We start from the raw sequence: 463 nt of genomic DNA, 5'->3' as shown, positions 1-463 counted from the left end.
GCTCCCTCTTCAACTTCGCGCGATTCAAGATCACCGATATTGAGTTCGTGGAGCGTGTGAAATGACGAAAGATGAGCTGGAAAAGCTGCCAGTGGCGCTTTCACTGGTGTTGGAGGCAGGGGCCTACCGAGATGCAGTGGCCGCGCTGGTCGCAGCCATCCAACACTGCCCTGATGAAGGGTATCGTCGGTCGCTGCGCCTGCTGACGGGGTTGATGGCTGGGGCAGGTGCTGATCATTACCAGCACATTGAGCTGCACGGCGAGGATGACAAATGGGATACGAAGATGGAAAACTACGTCAACCCGTCATGGGAATGGGACGGTGGAATCCGTGTCCACGATTGGCGTAGGTATGTGTCAGACGATATGGTTGATCTGTGGCCGACGATGACTCTCGACCAGCGTCGTGAGGTGTACTTGGCGGCGCACGAGCAGGCGTCTAACGAGGAATGGGACTGATGG

General features: G+C 56.8%; 1 protein-coding gene. It reads left to right on the top strand.

The genetic code is table 11. From position 1 onward, the window contains the following. The first annotated feature begins 61 nt into the window (after positions 1 to 61). Complete coding sequence (locus AC1RPG_RS08175; RefSeq protein WP_281106412.1) at positions 62 to 460, top strand: hypothetical protein; 399 nt, start codon at positions 62 to 64, stop codon at positions 458 to 460. Positions 461 to 463: the final 3 nt, after the last annotated feature.

This window comes from Dellaglioa sp. CoH-57-MRSF-18 (genome assembly GCF_056781995.1).
This window is presented reverse-complemented; position numbering and strand designations above follow the sequence as displayed.